This is a genomic window from Actinacidiphila oryziradicis, from assembly GCF_005047355.1.
Lineage (GTDB): Bacteria > Actinomycetota > Actinomycetes > Streptomycetales > Streptomycetaceae > Actinacidiphila > Actinacidiphila oryziradicis.
In genome coordinates this window covers 1-15,478 of sequence record NZ_SUMC01000142.1, presented here as the reverse complement: position 1 = coordinate 15,478, position 15,478 = coordinate 1, and the positions used below count along the sequence as shown (strand labels likewise).

Genomic DNA, 15,478 nt, shown 5'->3' with positions numbered 1-15,478 from the left:
CGGAGCAGTCGGCGGTGCCAGGCCATGAGGGTGCCGGGGGTGACGAGACGGTGGCGGCGCAGTCTGCTCGGGAGGTGGCGGGCGAGGGCGGCGAGCACGGCGCGGTCCGGCCACGTCAGGTGCGGCCAGGTGCCCAGCTGGCGCCGCAGCACCGCGACCTCGTGGCGCAGTGCGAGGAGCTCAACGTTCTTGGCATCCTCCCACCGGGACAGCAGCAGGACCAGTCCGAGGAGCCGGATGAAGATCAGGTAGAGCACACGCAACGCCATAGAGTCGCAGCATGCCATGATCACCTGGAACCGCAAACGCCCTGATCAGATGCTACGCGCCAGTTTTGGCACCCTACAGGCAGGTGCCAGCTCCTGGCTTCCAGACGAGTTCACGGGCGGTCGCCCCGCTCGACTCCCCCTCCGCGATCAGGGCCAGAACCTCCCGCTCGCGTGTGGCCAGCCGTTCCAAGGGAACTCGGCGACGGCGCAGGAGTTGCCGCACGACCTCCGGGTCCACGACGGTGCCGCCGTCGGCGACACACCGCAGGACATCGAAGAACTCCTCGCCCCGGCCAACCCGGTCTTTTCAGGAGGTGGCCGACGCCCATACCGTCTCCGGAAACGAGAAGCGTCCGCAGCGCTGCCGCCGCCCGCTCACATGTTGCTCGCCGCCCACGTCTCCTCGTCCGCCGCCAGGAGTTCCGCCGTCCGGGGGGATGGGAGCAGCGGGCCGTGGTCCGAGGTGACCCGCAGGGCGGACGCGGCCGTCAGGTGGCCCAGGCGTAGCGCCCGCACCGGGTCGTCGGACCGCATCAGTCCCGCCAGGAACCCCGCGGCGAACGCGTCACCCGCCCCCACCGGCTCGACCACACCGACCTTCAGGGCCGCCACGGTGTACGACGCTGGGCCAACGAAGGCCGTGGCCGCCCGGGAGCCGTCCTTGACCACCAGCATGCCGGGACCCGGCAGCAGCGCGCGTACCGCCGCGGCGTCCGTGAGGGCGTCGCCCCACAGCGCCTGCGCCTCGTCGAGGCCGACGAAGGTGATGTCCGCGCTGTCGGCGAGCGGCAGCAGCACGCCCGAGGCCGGTTCCTCGCTCCACAGCGCTGGCCGGTGGTTCACGTCGAAGCTGACCGGACACGGCCGGCCCGGGGCCAGCGCCTCCTCCACCAGAGCCCGGCACGTCGACGAGAGGGCCGGGGTGATGCCGGTGAGATGGACGAGTGCCACCGCACCCCGCGCGGCCTCTTCGCGGAGCACCTTCGGGGTGAGCGCCGAGGCAGCCGAGCCACGCCGGTAGTAGTGGACCCGGGTCCCGTCGGCGCCGGGATCCTTGAACAGCAAGCCGGTCGGGCGGGTGGGGTCGGTCCGTACGCCGGTCACATCGACGCCCGACGCCGCGACCCGGTCCACCACCCTGCGCCCGAAGGGGTCGTCGCCGACCGCCGAAACCCAGCGCGCGCTTATCCCGTACTCGGCCAGGTACATCGCCACGTTGGACTCGGCGCCCGCGACATCGACGCTCAGCGACTCGGCGGCGGCGAGCGGAGCCAGCGGAGCGGGCGCCATGGCCGCCATCGTCTCGCCGATGCACACGACGGGTCCGGGCCCGAGACCCGGCGGCGTGCTCATACCCACTCCGGGCGGTACTGGGCGGTGGGCAGGCCCGGCACCTCCACCCGGGCCTCGAAGACCGCGCCGTCGAGCGGTCCCGGCGTCGGCAGCCCGACGCGGGCGCTCGTGATGTAAAGCGTGCGGCCGTCGGCGCCGCCGAGACAGATCCCGGCAGGCTGCTCGGCCGGCACCCGCACCACTCGGTCCAAAGTGCCGTCCGGCAGGTAGCGGTGGACACGGCCCGCGCCCCAGACGGCGGTCCACAGTCCGCCTTCCATGTCGACAGCCATCCCGTCGGGGCTGCCGGAATCCAACGTGGTGAACACCGACGGCTCGCCCAGCTCGCCCGTGTCCGGGGCGACCAGGTACTTCCGGATGACTCCGCGGACGCTGTCCGCGAGGAACATCGTCGTGCCGTCCGGCCCGAAGACCGGGCCGTTCGGCACGGTAATGCCCTCGAGTACCTTGGTCACCGTCCCGTCGCGGTCCATCCGGTACAGGGCTCCCGCGCCCTCCACCTCGTCGTAGGACATGCTGCCCGCCCAGAATCGGCCGAACGGATCGGCGGCCGCGTCGTTCATCCGCATCGGGACCCTCGCACGCCCCTCCTCGAGGCACGCCAGCCGTTCGGTCTTACCGTCCGCGCCGATCAGGCAGAAGCCCGTGCCTGCCGCCGCTATCCAGCTGCCGGGCCGGCCCTCGACCGGAGCCACCGCGCCCAGCGGTACGGGGAGTTCGGCGAGAACCTCCAGCGGCCCGGTCCGATCGTCGCCTTCCGGGGCGGACAGCAGCCGGCCGGTGAGGATGTCGACGAGCACGATCGTGCCGCCGACCCAGCGGATGCCCTCGCCGAGTTCGAGCCGGTCGGACCAGCGGGGAGCGGGCTGCGGAATGGGTACGGATTGGCTCATCGTCGCTCCTCCTGCCGGGCGCCCGCGATATCGAGGAACTCCCGGGCCCGCGTGCGCAGCGCTTCCTGGCTCCCGCCGTCGGCCGCGTCGCCGACGAGCGGGGATCCGATGCCCACCGCCACCGCGCCCTGCGCCAGGTACTCGCGCGCGGCCGAGGCGTCCACCCCTCCGACCGGCACGAACGGGAGGTCGGGGAACGGGCCGCGCAGGGCCCGGAGATACCCCGGGCCGCCCGCCTGCGCGGCCGGGAAGATCTTCAGCGCTTCGGCACCGAGCCGGAGCGCGGCGAGGATGTCCGTCGGGGTCATCACCCCGGCGAGGACCGGGAGTCCCAGGTCCCCGGCCACGGTGATGCCGTCGCTCAGCGCCGGGGTGACGATGAAGTCCGCGCCCGCCTCGTGGGCGGCGCGCGCGTCGTCGGCGTTCAGGACGGTGCCCGCTCCCAGCGGAGCTTCGGGGCCGAGGGTGGCTCGGGCTCCGGCGATCACCTTGAGCGCGTCCCGCCCGGAGAGCGACACCTCGATCAGCGCGATGCCCTCCTCAGCCAGGGTCAGTACGGTCTTGAGCGCCGCGTCGGCGTCGTCACCGCGCACGATGGCGACAAGACGGCGGGTGCGCAGCGCGCCCAGCAGATCCACGGAAGTTCCTTATGTCGCAGGTAGGTTGCTCGGGTCGTCAGGGGCGGCGCCGGGCCGTCACGGTGAGCCGCCAGCGGACCTGGCCGGACTCCGGCACGCAGGCGGTGTCCCCGTCGCCGGCCTCGGCCAGGCCGAAGACCCGGCCGAGCATCGGTTCGACGCCGATGGAGCGGTACGGCGCGCTCTCGGGGAAGCCGCGGAGGTTGCGCCACAGGGCGACCGAGACGGGCTGGCCTTCCGCCTCGACGGCCATGTGCAGCGTGTCGGCCCCGTCGTGGACGGACACATCCGGCGTGTTGACCACCGCTCCCAGCGCGGTGCCGTCGTCCGGTCCGAGCCGGTCGAGCGGCACGCCGCTCATGCGCGGCCAGACCCCCGGGGTCCCGTATGACCCGCCGTCGGGGTAGAGCCGGAGTTCGGCGCCCTCCGCCATCTCCACGGTGGCCTGTTCGGAGACGTCCAGCAGCGCGTGCGCGGCCCAGAGGAATCGGTAGCCGGGCGCCGCGGTCAGCCGGTAGTCGGCCACTGTCCGCTCCCGGTCGGTACGGATGCGCCGGGCGAGCCGGAAGTCCGGGCAGTCGACGCTCTCCTCGTCCCCGTCCCGCCGCCAGGGGCGCGACCAGGCGTCGCCGTGGTCGGGCGTCCCTCGTACGGTGGGTACGCATTCCTCAAGGCCGCCGGCGTCGGCGAAGGTGTCACCTGGCCGGACCGTGGCCCGCCGCGGTTCGTCGCGGTGCCACAGCCACTCACGGCCGCCCGCGGCCAGCGAGGTCCAGCGGCCGCCGAGGGCCAGATCGGTGACGGTCCTCATCCCGCGCACCGCCCGGCTACCGCCCCGCTCACCATTCCGCGAACGATCCGTCGTCGTGCCGCCACAGCGGATTGCGCCAGGCATGCCCGGAGCGGTCGGCGGCGCGTACAGCGTTCTCGTCCACGGTGACGCCGAGCCCCGGCAGCTCGGCGCGGTTCGCCTGCCCCTCGGTGAACCGGAAGGGCTCCGTGTCGACGAGGTACGAAAGCAGGTCGGCCTCACGGTTGTAGTGGATGCCCCTGCTCTGCTCCTGGATGAGGAAGTTCGGTGTGCAGAAGGCAATCTGGAGGCTGGCGGCGAGCGCGATGGGGCCGAGCGGGCAGTGCGGGGCGAGCTGGGCGCCGTAGGTTTCGGCGAGCGAGGCGATCCGGTGAACCTCGGAGATGCCGCCCGCGTGCGAGAGATCCGGCTGGGCGACGGCGATGCCGGCGGCGAGTGCGGGCAGGAACTCCGACCGCCCGTAGAGCCGTTCGCCCGTCGCGATGGGCACGGGGCTGGCGGCCACCAGGCCCGGCAGTGCGTGCCCGTGCTCGGGCAGCAGGGGTTCCTCGGCGAACAGCGGGTGCAGCGGCCCCAGTTCCTGCAGCACCCGGCGCGCGCTCGCCGGGGTGAACCGGCCGTGAAAGTCCACGGCGACGTCCCGGTGCGGGCCGAGGGCATCTCTGGCCGCGGCGACGCGTGCCACGACGGCGGCGGTCTCCGCAGGAGTGGTCATGGGCGAGGTGCGGCCCGCCGCGTTCATCTTCACTGCGGTGAATCCCGCCTCGACCTGCGCGGTGACCTCCTCGGCGATCCGGGCGGGTTCGTCGCCGCCGACCCAGGCGTAGACGCGGACGGTGTCCCGGACAGGGCCGCCCAGCAGGGCGTACACGGGTGCCCCGTACGTCTTGCCGGCGATGTCCCACAGAGCCTGGTCGATACCGGCGACGGCGCTGGACAGCACGGGTCCACCACGGTAGAAGCCGGCCTTGCTCAGTACCTGCCAATGGTCCTGGATTCGCAGCGGGTCCTGGCCGACGAGATATTCGGCGAGGACGTCCACGGCGGTGCGCACCACCTCGGCACGCCCCTCGACCACCGGTTCGCCCCAGCCGACCACTCCCTCATCGGTCTCGATGCGGCAGAACAGCCAGCGGGGCGGGACGAGGAACGTTTCAACGCGAGCGATCTTCACTGCGCCTGGGGGCCTTTCGTGTGGGGGCTGCCGTGGACCTTGTCGAGGTCACGTACGGCCTGGTCGAGCAGGCCGCGCATGGCGTGTTCCGCGGCGTCCTGGTCCCCGGCGCGCACGGCGTCGAGGACCGCCCGGTGGCTGGGCACCGGGTCCTCTCCGTGCGGGGAGCTGTGCACGATCTGGTCGCGGTGGGCGAGGCCCGACTCGATGACCATTTCCATGCGTTCCAGCAGTTCGTTGTGGGAAGCCGCGAGTAGGGCGCGGTGGAAGGCCAGGTCGGCCTCCACCGCGTGGGCGGCTGTGCCGTCCCGCTCGCCCATCGCGGTGAGAGCCGCCTCAAGTTCGGCGAGGTCGGCGTTGGTACGGCGCTGGGCGGCCAGCCGGACGGCGGCCGGTTCGATGATGCCGCGGACCTCACTGAGATTGCGCAGCAGACCGGAATCGACGCCGGAGCCGGAGCCGGAGCCTTCGGCGAACTGCCAGCGCAGGACGTCGGCGTCCAGGAGGTTCCAGTCGGAGCGGGCTCTGACGAAGGTGCCGCGCTTCTGCCGTGCGTCCACCATGCCCTTGGCCGCGAGCACCTTCAGCGATTCGCGCAGGGCCGTCAGACTGACGTCCAACTCGCTCTGCAGCGCGACGAGGTCGAGTGTCGACCCCTCGGGTATTTCGCCGCTGAGCACCCGGCGCGCAAGAGTCTCCACGGTCTGCCCGTGCACTCCGCGGCGCGCGTATGGCGTCATGTCGCTTTCTGCCTTTCTGCTGGTCGATTGGTGTACGGCGGTCAGGCCGAGGCCTTGACGACACTCCAGCCGCCGTCCACGAGCAGGCTCGATCCGGTGATGTAGGAGGCTTCCTCCGCCGCGAGGAAAGCGATCGCCGCCGCTACCTCCTCGGGCGTGCCGAAGCGGCGGGCCGCGGTTTCGGCGACGCTGCGCACCCGGTCCTCCTCCGGCACCCGCTCCCACGCGGCGGTGAGGATCGGGCCCGGCAGTACGGCGTTGACGCGGACTTCGGGGCCGTATTCCACGGCGAGCTGTGCGCACAGCGAGAGCAGCGCGCCCTTGGACGCCGCGTAGGCGGGATGTCCCGGGATGCCTTTGTGGGCGTGCACCGATGAGGTGAGCACCACCGCGCCGCGGTGTTCGCACAGATCGGGCAGGACGGCCTTGAAGCCGAGGAAGCCTCCGGTGAGATTCACCGCGAGCTGCCGGTCCCAGGAGGCGCGGGTCATCGCGTGAGCGGGGTTGACCTCCACGGTGTAGGCGTTGCTGACGAGCACGCCGACGGGGCCGTAGGTGTGCGCGGCGGTGACGATCCGGTCCCAGCCGCCCTGGTCCGAGACGTCGGCCGTGACAAAGGCGGCGCGGCCGCCCTGGTCGCGTATGCGTGCAGCCACGGCTTCCCCGCTGTCCGTGGAGACGTCGGCGAGGACGACGGCGGCGCCCTCTGCGGCGAGCCGTACCGCGGTGGCGGCGCCGATGCCCGAGGCGGCTCCGGTGACCACGGCTACGCGGTCGGTGAAGCGAGCGGCTGCGTTCATGGGGCGCGTCAACTCCTCGGTGTGCGGGGTGTGTGTTTTCCGGGCCACTGGCCGACTTTAGTGACTGCGCGAGCCACGGTTGCCTTAGAGCCTGGTCAGGACGGTCAGCTCGGCGTCGTACTGGTCGGTCCAGGGGAACGGCATTCCCGAGTGGAGCAGATGGGCTCCTGTGTATTCGGTGTCGGACGCGGCATCGTGGTAGCGGCCGGCGGGGTCGATGCCGCGCAGCCGCATTCTCGCCGCCCGGCCGGACACCAGAGGCGCGCCGTCGAGACGGCCGGTGTTCCACGCGGTGACGGCGATCCGGCCGCCGCCCGGTTCCTCGTACTGGATGCCGCAGGTCGCGTCGGCCGGGGTGTTCAGCAGGTGGATCTCGCCGTGGTGAATGACGTCGCGGATCTCCTTGTAGCGGGCGATCCAGCGGGCGGCTTCGGTGCGCTGCTCCGGTGACCAGGTGCGGATGTCGGCGCCGATGCCGAGAACCCCGGCTATCGCGTTGACGAAGCGGAAGCCGAGCGAGCGCGGGCGCGGGTCGAAGACTCCGGGTGCGTCGGTGACCCAGGAACTCATGGTGTGCGGCGCGTGGGCGAGGAGATAGCCGAACTGGATGGCCAGCCGGTCCAGTGGTGCGGTGTTGTCGCTCGGCCAGACCACGTCCGTTCGGGCGATGGTGGCGTGCTCGATGCGGGCCCCGCCGCCCGCGCAGCCCTCGACGGTGACGTGGGGGTGGTGGGCTCGCAGGTGGTCCAGGACGCGGAGATAGCCGGCGACGTGTGCGGCATCGAGGTCCTGCTTCTCCACGGGGCCGCCGCCGGGCCGGCCGCGCTCGGTGGGCGGGCGGTTCATGTCCCACTTGAGGTAGCTGATGGCGTGGTCGGTGAGCAGCCGGTCGAGAGTCGTGATGACGAAATCCTGGACGTCCTCGCGGCCGAGATCGAGCAGCAGTTGGTTGCGTACGAGCGTGGCGGGGCGGCCTTCGACGCGGTAGACCCATTCCGGGTGCTCCGAGTGGAGCGCGGACTTGGGGCTGATCGCCTCCGGCTCCACCCAGATCCCGAAGTCCATTCCCAGCGAGCGGACTTCGCGGATGAAGTGGTCGAATCCCTGGGGGAAGGCTGCGGGGTCGGGGTACCAGTCGCCCAGACCGCCGGTGTCGTCGTGCCGGCCGGAGAACCAGCCGTCGTCGACGACGAACAGTTCGGCACCGAGACCGGCGGCGATCCTGGCGAGTTCCAACTGACTCCCGGCCTCGACGTCGAAGCCGGTGGCTTCCCAGGAGTTGTAAAGGACCTTGCGCGTGCGGTTCATCCGGTCACCGGTGAGGTGCCGCTCGTAGCGGTGCCAAACCCGGGCGAGGCCGTCGATCCCTTCCGGGCTGAAGGCACAGGCCAGGCGCGGTGTGGTGAGGGTGGCGCCGGGGGCGAGTCGGACGGCGCCCTCGTGGGGCAGCCGCCCGGCGCGTATCCTTACCGCTCCGCCGGGCTCGGCGTCCGTGGTGATGTGCCAATTGCCCGACCACTCCAGGGCGACGCCGTAAGTGGGGGTTTTGCCGTCGGCCGGGTGGGCGGCGTCCTGGACGGCGAGCCAGGGTGCGTACGCGTGGCCCGGCACCGCCTGGGTGCTGGCCATCTCGAAACGCCCTCGGGTCAGTTCGAGTTCGGTGCGCTGGAATTCCTGCACCCACTGGCCGGTGAGGAAGGTGAGCCGGGCGCCGGCCGTGACCGGGACGTTCACGGCCGCGGAGTCGAAACGCTCCAGGCGCAGTTCGTCCTCGCCGGTGCAGGTGAGTTCGCTCCAGCGAAGGATCACGTCGGTGCCGGGCACGGCCTCGTAGCACAACGCCACCCGCAGGCCGAGTACCTCGTCGTCGAAGACCAGCCGCAGGGTGTCGTCGGCGGTTTCGGTGTGTTCAGGGCTGAATGTCCACCACACTCCACGCTCTTCGCCGGGGCGCTGTGCGACGAGGTCGGCGCCGGTGAACGGTCGCAGCCCGTAGGGGATGTACTCGGCGGGTGCGGCGTCGGCGGGAGTGATGAAGTGGGTGCGTCCCGACCAGTCGAGCGGCGAGGGCCCGGTCTCGGCACCGTGCGGCCCCCAGGCGGTGAGTTCGGCCCAGGGGCCCTCGGTGGCGAGAGCGACCGCGTAGGTGGTGTTCTCGGTGCGCAGGATCCACCGGTCGTGCGGGGTCACTTGACTGCTCCCAGGTTGAGTCCGGCCACGAAGTGACGCTGGAATCGCAGGAATACGATCACGGTCGGGGCGGCGGCGATGACCGAGCCGGCCGCGATGACGTTCCACATGGACACATACTGTCCCTGCAGGTTGAGGAGTGAGGCTGTGATGGGCATCTGGCTGTCCGTGCGCAGCACGGTGATCGCCCACAGAAGATCGTTGAAGATCCAGGTGAAGGAGAGGGCACACAGCGCGGCGAGCGCCGGCCTGGCGAGCGGCATGATGATCCGCCGGTAGATCTGCCAGGGGCTCGCGCCGTCGATGACGGCGGCCTGCTGGATCTCCGCCGGGATGGCCCGCATGAAGCCCTGCAGGACGAAGACGTAGAAGCCGACGCCGAAGCCGACCTGGACGCCGATGAGGGCATACAGGCTGTCGTACAGGCCGAGCATCTCGGTGAGTTCGGAGACCGGGATCAGCAGGATCTGCGGGGGCAGCAGGTTGCCGCCGAGCATCAGCAGCAGCAGCGTGCGGCGCAGCGGCAATTCGTAGCGGCTGAGTGCGAACGCGGCCATGGAGGCCAGCAGCAGTGACAGCAGCACGGTGGGGACGCTGACCAGCATGCTGTTGATGAGTGCGCGCTCCTGGCCGCCGTCCACCCAGGCCTGACGGAAGCCGTCCAGGGTGAAGGAGTGCGGCAGGCTGCCGAGGCCGTTGGCCGCGATGTCGTCAAAGGAGCGGGTGCTGGTGACGAGGACGAGGACGATCGGCAGCAGCCACAGCACGGACAGCGCGCTCGCGCCGATGTGGAAACCCGCGGTCGCCCACTTCCGGCTCATGGGGCCGTTCGCGCGGGAACGCGGAGGCGTGGTCGGGTCCTTGCGGACGGTGGTGGGCGCGGAGGGCTGGGTGACGGTCATCAGTCGGCCTCCCGGAAGGCGCGGACGAGGTAGGACACGATGACCCCGAAGGCCAGCAAGAAGATCACGACCGCGAGGGCGGAGCCGTATCCCAGCCGCAGCGATTGGAACGCGGTGGAGTACATGTAGGTGCTGAGCAGTTCGGAGGAGTGGTACGGCCCGCCGCGGGTGAGCGCCCACACCACGTCGAACGAGCGCAGTGAGTCGATGACGATGACCGACAGGACGACGGCGTTGACACTGCTCAGCTGCGGCATGGTGATGTTGCGGAACTGCTGCCACCGGGTTGCGCCGTCCACTTTTGCCGCCTCGTACAACACCGGATCGATGCCTTTGAGACCGGCGAGGTAGAGCACCATCACATAGCCGATCTCCCGCCACAGGGCGGGCAGGATCACGGCGTAGAGGGCGGTGTCCTGGTCGGCGAGCCAGGCGTGGGTGAGGCTGCCGAGGCCGACGCCTTCGAGCGCCTTGTTGATCAGTCCGTCGGGCTGGTACATCGCCTGCCACACCAGCGCGGTGGCGACGAGGGAGAACACCACGGGCAGGAAGAGCGCGGCGCGGTAAAAGACGACACCGCGCCGCTCCTGCTGGAGCAGGAGGGCGGCGCCGAGCCCGAGGACCGCCGAGAGCCCCCCGAACAGCACCAGCCACAGCACGGTGTTGAGGACGGCGGTACGGAACACGCTGTCGCCGAGCATCTCGCGGTAGTTGCCCAGGCCTATGAACTTCGGCGCGGAGACGCCGTCCCACTGGGTGAGGGAGAGATAGAAGCCCTGGATGGCCGGCCAGAACACCCAGAAAGTCTCTGCCAGCAGGGGCACGAGGACGAAAGCCAGGACCACGGGCGGGACCCCGGTCGCCCGCCTCCGCCGCCGCGTCGCGGTGAAAACCGCCATCTCACTGGCCCCAGATCTTCTGGGCGTCCCGCTGCCAGTTGGTGAGGATCGAGTTGATGTCCTTGGGCTGGGCGAGGAAGCGGGTGAGAGCGTTGTCGGCGGTGGGCTGGAGGGCGTCGCTGGAGTCACGGTTGAAGAACTGAGTGACGTCGGCGGCGCTCTCGATCAGGGCCCGCCCCTTCTTGACCAGCGGGGTGCCGGAGTCCTTGGCCTTGGGGTTGGTCGGCAGCGAGGTGCCGGACGACCCCTTGATGTAGAGCTCCTGGGCCTCGGTCGTGGCCAGCCAGCTCATCAGGTCCTTGACCTCGGCCGCGTGGTGGGTGTGGGCACTGGCGAAGTAGCCGTCGGTGGGACCCTCCTCGGCTACCTGGACCGTGGGGTCGATGATCGGGAACTGGAAGAAGTCGATGTCGTCCAGTTGGTCCTTGGGCGCCGCGTCGGCGAAGAAGGTGCCGATCAGCATCATGCCGGTGCGGCCCTGGAGCAGGGCGGTGGTGGCGTCCTGGAACGCCAGCGCGGTGCCGTTGGGGTCGAAGTACGGCAGTACCTCGGCCCACTTGTCGAAGACCTTGTGTACCTGGGGGTCGTCGAAGCTGTGGCGGCCGGCGAGCAGATCGCGGTGGTACTGGGCGCCGTTGATACGGATGTTGAGGTAGTCGAACCAGGCCGAGGCGACCCAGGCGGTGCCGCTGCCGGCGCCCAGGCCGATCGGGGCGACGCCCTTGGACTTGAGCTTCTTGCACAGGGCTATGAACTCGTCCCAGGTCTTCGGTTCCTGCACGCCCCACTTGATGAAGTTGGACTTCTTGTAGAACATGCCCCACCAGTAGTAGCTGGCGGGGACGAACACCTTCTTGCCTGTCGAGGAGGTGCACAGCTTCTTCAGCGCGTCGGAGTAGCCGGACAGGTCGGGCTTGGTCCAGATGTCACTGACGTCGAGCAGCAGGTCCTTCTTGGCGTACGAGTCCGCAACAGAACCGGGGTACCAGGTCAGCAGGTCCGGCGGGTTGGCGGAGGTGAGGTACGTCGGCAACTGGGTGCGGAACGTCTCCGAGGCCACGGTGTTCAGCGCGGCCTTCCCACTGCCCCGCTTGTTGTACGCGTCGACGAGGTTCTGCATGGCGGACTTCGCCTGCGGTGAGGAGAGGTTGGACTGCAGGGTGACCGGCCCACCGCTCGACTGACTCCCGCTGCCGCCCGAGTTGGATGCGACGCAGCCGCTCATCAGCGCGCCGGCGCCGATGGCGCCCGCTCCGGCGAGGAACCCACGGCGGCTGGGTGATGAGGTAATCACGACAGAACTCCCTATATGCCACGCAACGGGGCCCGGCCCCCTGACGACCGGGCCCTCGTTGGCTGAATCAGAGTGACGCGGTGCCGCAGCACCGTCAAGATGAATTACTAATTTATTTTTTCTATCGGGCCATCAAGGCCCGTAGGCCCGCCACTCTCCGTCACAGCTTGCTCTGGTGGACCCTGCCACCGACCCCGCGGAAGACGGACAGCACACTGCCGTCCGGGCCCGCGGTCGCCCCGAGCGCGCCGTCGAGAACGCCGCTCACGAATCCGGTCACCGGCGACCAGCCGCCCCAGCTGTCCGCGTCCGCGGCGTAAGAGCGCTGCCAGAGCGTGTAGTCAGCGGCACGGGCGTACAGGTGCACGGTGTTCCCCGTCGCCACCAGCGTCGGGCTGCCGCTGACCGTCCCGCCCAGCGAGGTCCAGTCCGACCAGGTGCCCGAGGTGTCACGCACCCGCGTCCACACCGCGTCGTCGTTGGTGCGTACGGCGACATGAATCCGGCCGGCCGCATCGGTGACGGCCGAGGGGCGCCCGTACACGGTGAGGTCCCCGGGGGTGCCGATCGAACTCCAGCCACCGTCAGGACCGCGCGAGACGATGGAGCCGTCCGCGCCGCGCGCGAAGAGGGTCCAGTCGTCGGGGCTCTCGAAGGCGACGCTGGGCGCGTCGCTCAGCGTCCCGCCCAGCTTCTGCCAGTGACCCCACTGTCCGCCGCTGTAGACGCGCCGGTAGGCGGCGTTGTCCTCGCCCCGGACGAAGACGTCGATACGGCCACCCGCCGCGTTAGGCGTGCCGTGCGCCGCGGGCTGGCCGAGGATCTTGCCGTTCCCTGGACCGCCGAGCACGGTGGTGTGCGAGGACCAGTGGCCGTCGCTCCCGGTCTGCTCACGCAGCGAACCGTCGGCGCCGCGGGTGAAGGCGGTCAGCTTGTCGCCGTCACGCACCAGCGCGGGGCTCGCCGAGGACTTGGTGCCCAGGGACACTCCGGGGGCATCGTCCTTGCCGGACAGCTTGAGGAACGCCGTACCGTGCGCGGGCAGGGTGACGGTGTACGAGCCGGTGTACCCACCTCGGTCCTCCCGGGCGCGCAGGTCGCGGACCGCGACCTCGCCGGCCAGTCCGGCGTCGGAGAACCTCACCGTGCGCTCGGCGGCGTGGTCCGAGCGGTTGAGCAGGACGACCGCGCGGTTGCCCGAGCCCTTGAGGACCTTGCTGTAGACGTCGCCGGTCGCGTCGGTGGCGATGCGGACGCCCTGGATGCCGAGCGGATCCTGGTCGACGGCGAGGATCTCGGGGTTGCGCAGCGTGTCGATCATCGACTGGGGCAGCGTGCGCGGATCGGAGCCGACGACCAGCGGGGAGGCCATCTCGGCCCACATCACCAGCTGGGTCGTGGACTCCTCCTGGGACAGCTCATACGTGCCGTCCGAGAGCTTGCGCATGGGTATCAGGTAGTCGGGATCGTTGTAGTGTCCGGGCCCCTGTGCCTCCGGATGCCAGGCGTTGGCGTCAGCGGCACGCAGGATGTTGGGCCACTCGCCGGCCGTGGGAGATCCCCAGGCGATGTCGGTGCCGGTGCGCCACGAGTCGGCCGTGGTCGGCCCGTAGGCGTACGCGTTGTGCGCGTCCTGCGCGGGAGTGTGCGGCAGACCCCAGTCGTCGGTGAGCGGGTTGCAGAGGTTCAGCAGCATCGGTCGGCCGGTTTTGGCGACCGCGTCACTGAACTCCTTGAACGCCGGTCCCGGATCGAGCTTCTCGGAGACCCCGCACAGGAAGTCCACCTTGATGGCGTCGATCTTCCAGTCCGCGAACTGCTGCGCGTCCTCGGTGTAGTGGCCACGGCTGCCGAGCCCGCAGCTCTTGCCGCCGTCGTAGGTGCCCGCGTCGGTGTAGATCCCGGCCTTCAGACCTCGCTGGTGGAGATAGGTCACGAGCGACGGGATGCCAGAGGGGAATCGGTCCGGATTCGCGACGAGCCGTCCCTGGCTGTCGCGCGGATTGTCAGCCTGCCAGCCGCCGTCAAGCCAGACAATGTTGTAGCCGCTGTCCCTGAGCCCGCTGCTGACCAGATAGTCCGCAACGCTCTTGACCTGCGCCTCAGTCGGTGCGCCGAGGCCGTAGTAGGTGTTCCAGCCCATGTACGGCGTGGGGGCGAGGCCGCTGTTGTAGTACTGCGGTGCTCCCTGATCGCCCGCGGCGTGTGCCGTCGGCACCGCCACCCCGATCAGTGCGGTGGCCCCGAGAAAAGCCGCTGCACAACGAGCACGCACCATCCATCCACGATGCGAAGTCACTGATGTCTCCCGAGAGTTGGGGTAAGGCACCCCGCCGACCCGAGATCATGGCGGCGGCGCCACGCGAAGACTGTGACTGCGCCACCGTTTCCTGTCAACGGTTATTACTAATTAACTTAAAAAAGTGCTCCGGCCGAACGTGGACTGCCCCGATGCTCGACCGGATCTGGTTTGCGGTCCCGTCCTGGCTGGTCACGTCGTCATCACGGAGGGCGGCGTGACCATGCTCCGACGCTGAACGCGACTGGGCCGGTAACGAGGTGATGACCCGCGTGCCGCTTCGCCGGTCGGCGAGGTGGGGCGCGGGTCCAGTTGCCGCCGTCCCGCTCAGGGAGCGCAGCCTCCGGACCGCGCATGCGGCACATTACGGTGCCCACGTCCGTGGGGGCTGTCGTCATGCCCCCGCTCTCCGCCCGCCGCGCCGCCGCGAGCCGGGCGGCACGCGGGGGCCCGGCCGGGCTTGTTCCCGTCAGGCAGGTATACCTACGCCCAGGCTCGCCCTACGGCGCGCGGCTACCGTGGGGCCCATGACGAAAGACACGCCGATCGCACACGAGTCAGGGACCTTCGAGATCGCCGGCAAGCTGGTGGCCCGGCTGGGCTTCGGGACAATGCGGCTGACCGGACCTGGCATCTGGGGCGAGCCGGACGACCGCGAGGAGTGCCTGCGCGTCGTCCGCCGTGCCGTCGAACTCGGCGTGCAGCTGATCGACACCGCCGACTCGTACGGCCCCTACGTCAGCGAGGAGATCATCCGCGAGGCGATCCACCCGTACCCCGACGACGTGCTGATCGCCACCAAGGCGGGCTTGACCCGCCCGGGCCCGAACGTGTGGGCCCCGGTCGGGCGGCCCGAGTACCTGCGGCAGGAAGCCGAGATGAGCCTGCGGCGGCTCGGCCTGGACCGCATCGACCTGTTCCAGCTGCACCGCATCGACGCGAAGGTGCCGCTCGAGGACCAGGTCGGCGAGCTGAAGCAGCTCCAGGACGAGGGCAAGATCGTGGCGATCGGGCTCTCCGAGGTCACCGTGGACCAGATCGAGCAGTCCCGGCGGATCGCGGAGATCGTCACCGTGCAGAACCGCTACAAAAGGCCGGCCCGACACAACCTTCGGCACCGTGAACGCCGATGTGCTGGCCCACTTCGTACCGGGCTTTCAGCGCATCGACTTCGTCGAGGTCATCCTCAACAGCTCCTGGCCGGAGTAGCTAGGGG

At 70.1% G+C, this 15,478-nt stretch carries 13 protein-coding genes and 2 pseudogenes; 1 reads left to right on the top strand and 14 read right to left on the bottom strand.

The features are described 5' to 3' along the window. The 14 genes and pseudogenes from FCI23_RS49575 to FCI23_RS49510 all read right to left on the bottom strand — a co-directional run. Nucleotides 1-269 (bottom strand): annotated as a pseudogene (locus FCI23_RS49575) (integrase); the annotation flags it as partial. Nucleotides 270-372: 103 nt separating this feature from the next. Then, nucleotides 373-619 (bottom strand): annotated as a pseudogene (locus FCI23_RS61610) (DNA-binding response regulator); the annotation flags it as partial. 25 nt (nt 620-644) lie between these two features. Next, nucleotides 645-1,622 carry a sugar kinase gene (locus tag FCI23_RS49565; RefSeq protein WP_136730552.1) on the bottom strand — a complete coding sequence of 326 codons (978 nt, stop codon included), beginning with the start codon at nt 1,620-1,622 and terminating at the stop codon, nt 645-647. Then, on the bottom strand, nt 1,619-2,515 hold the full coding sequence (locus tag FCI23_RS49560; protein ID WP_136730551.1) for an SMP-30/gluconolactonase/LRE family protein: 897 nt from the start codon (nt 2,513-2,515) through the stop codon (nt 1,619-1,621). Before FCI23_RS49560 ends, FCI23_RS49565 begins: the two co-directional genes overlap by 4 nt. After that, nucleotides 2,512-3,153, bottom strand: coding sequence for a bifunctional 4-hydroxy-2-oxoglutarate aldolase/2-dehydro-3-deoxy-phosphogluconate aldolase (locus FCI23_RS49555; RefSeq protein ID WP_136730550.1), 642 nt, complete (start codon nt 3,151-3,153; stop codon nt 2,512-2,514). Before FCI23_RS49555 ends, FCI23_RS49560 begins: the two co-directional genes overlap by 4 nt. Nucleotides 3,154-3,190: 37 nt before the next feature. Beyond that, nucleotides 3,191-3,964, bottom strand: a complete 774-nt coding sequence (locus FCI23_RS49550) for a hypothetical protein (RefSeq protein ID WP_136730549.1) — start codon at nt 3,962-3,964, stop codon at nt 3,191-3,193. A 28-nt stretch (nt 3,965-3,992) separates the two neighbouring features. Next, nucleotides 3,993-5,138 carry a galactonate dehydratase gene (dgoD, locus tag FCI23_RS49545; protein ID WP_136730548.1) on the bottom strand — a complete coding sequence of 382 codons (1,146 nt, stop codon included), beginning with the start codon at nt 5,136-5,138 and terminating at the stop codon, nt 3,993-3,995. Then, nucleotides 5,135-5,878: a FadR/GntR family transcriptional regulator gene (locus FCI23_RS49540; protein ID WP_136730547.1), complete on the bottom strand. Its 744-nt coding sequence runs from the start codon at nt 5,876-5,878 to the stop codon at nt 5,135-5,137. The genes dgoD and FCI23_RS49540 overlap by 4 nt, the downstream gene beginning before the upstream one ends. 41 nt (nt 5,879-5,919) lie before the next feature. Next, nucleotides 5,920-6,678 carry an SDR family NAD(P)-dependent oxidoreductase gene (locus tag FCI23_RS49535; RefSeq protein ID WP_136730546.1) on the bottom strand — a complete coding sequence of 253 codons (759 nt, stop codon included), beginning with the start codon at nt 6,676-6,678 and terminating at the stop codon, nt 5,920-5,922. An 84-nt stretch (nt 6,679-6,762) separates the two neighbouring features. Further along, nucleotides 6,763-8,868 carry an alpha-galactosidase gene (locus FCI23_RS49530; protein ID WP_136730545.1) on the bottom strand — a complete coding sequence of 702 codons (2,106 nt, stop codon included), beginning with the start codon at nt 8,866-8,868 and terminating at the stop codon, nt 6,763-6,765. Further along, nucleotides 8,865-9,689: a carbohydrate ABC transporter permease gene (locus FCI23_RS49525; RefSeq protein WP_136730554.1), complete on the bottom strand. Its 825-nt coding sequence runs from the start codon at nt 9,687-9,689 to the stop codon at nt 8,865-8,867. The genes FCI23_RS49530 and FCI23_RS49525 overlap by 4 nt, the downstream gene beginning before the upstream one ends. Before the next feature lie 80 nt (nt 9,690-9,769). Then, complete coding sequence (locus tag FCI23_RS49520; RefSeq protein ID WP_136730544.1) at nt 9,770-10,669, bottom strand: carbohydrate ABC transporter permease; 900 nt, start codon at nt 10,667-10,669, stop codon at nt 9,770-9,772. A 1-nt stretch (nt 10,670) separates the two neighbouring features. Then, nucleotides 10,671-11,963, bottom strand: a complete 1,293-nt coding sequence (locus FCI23_RS49515) for an ABC transporter substrate-binding protein (protein ID WP_246144798.1) — start codon at nt 11,961-11,963, stop codon at nt 10,671-10,673. A 160-nt stretch (nt 11,964-12,123) separates the two neighbouring features. After that, the gene (locus FCI23_RS49510) at nt 12,124-14,241 is read right to left on the bottom strand and encodes a glycoside hydrolase family 27 protein (RefSeq protein WP_136730543.1); all 2,118 of its coding nucleotides are present in this window, start codon (nt 14,239-14,241) and stop codon (nt 12,124-12,126) included. Nucleotides 14,242-14,789: 548 nt separating this feature from the next. Here FCI23_RS49510 and FCI23_RS49505 point away from each other — a divergent pair. After that, the coding region (locus FCI23_RS49505) for an aldo/keto reductase (RefSeq protein WP_169317352.1) at nt 14,790-15,478 on the top strand (689 nt) is incomplete at its 3' end.

Excerpts from the sequence above, each read along its gene's own strand:
- FCI23_RS49565 (WP_136730552.1), bottom strand. The coding sequence starts at position 1,622 with ATGAGCACGCCGCCGGGTCTCGGGCCCGGACCCGTCGTGTGCATCGGC.
- FCI23_RS49560 (WP_136730551.1), bottom strand. The coding sequence starts at position 2,515 with ATGAGCCAATCCGTACCCATTCCGCAGCCCGCTCCCCGCTGGTCCGAC.
- FCI23_RS49550 (WP_136730549.1), bottom strand. The coding sequence starts at position 3,964 with ATGAGGACCGTCACCGATCTGGCCCTCGGCGGCCGCTGGACCTCGCTG.
- FCI23_RS49540 (WP_136730547.1), bottom strand. The coding sequence starts at position 5,878 with ATGACGCCATACGCGCGCCGCGGAGTGCACGGGCAGACCGTGGAGACT.
- FCI23_RS49535 (WP_136730546.1), bottom strand. The coding sequence starts at position 6,678 with ATGAACGCAGCCGCTCGCTTCACCGACCGCGTAGCCGTGGTCACCGGA.
- FCI23_RS49525 (WP_136730554.1), bottom strand. The coding sequence starts at position 9,689 with ATGAGCCGGAAGTGGGCGACCGCGGGTTTCCACATCGGCGCGAGCGCG.
- FCI23_RS49520 (WP_136730544.1), bottom strand. The coding sequence starts at position 10,669 with ATGGCGGTTTTCACCGCGACGCGGCGGCGGAGGCGGGCGACCGGGGTC.
- FCI23_RS49510 (WP_136730543.1), bottom strand. The coding sequence starts at position 14,241 with ATGGTGCGTGCTCGTTGTGCAGCGGCTTTTCTCGGGGCCACCGCACTG.